We start from the raw sequence: 226 nt of genomic DNA on the forward strand, positions 1-226 counted from the left end.
CGGGGTGTCCTACGGCGACCGCGCCGCCGCGGTGACCGGCGCGCCGGGAGGCGAGCAGGCCCCGCCCCCGACCACCCCCTACACGGCGGGCGCGGGCGGTACCGGGGACGACGTGGATGTCACCCGCCCCTCCGCGATCCCCGGCTCCGGCTCCGCCCCGGCGCCCGGCGAGCAGACCGAGCGCCCCGCGGCCCCGGCGTCCGGTGACGACGAGGCCACCCGCACC

General features: G+C 82.3%; 1 protein-coding gene. It reads left to right on the forward strand.

Annotation, left to right across the window (positions count from 1 at the left end; translation table 11 throughout):
* On the forward strand, positions 1-226 hold a 226-nt coding region (locus GTW08_RS23220), incomplete at both ends, for a hypothetical protein (protein WP_202417585.1).

The organism is Pseudonocardia sp. SID8383 (genome assembly GCF_009864975.1).
Taxonomy (GTDB): domain Bacteria; phylum Actinomycetota; class Actinomycetes; order Mycobacteriales; family Pseudonocardiaceae; genus Pseudonocardia; species Pseudonocardia alni.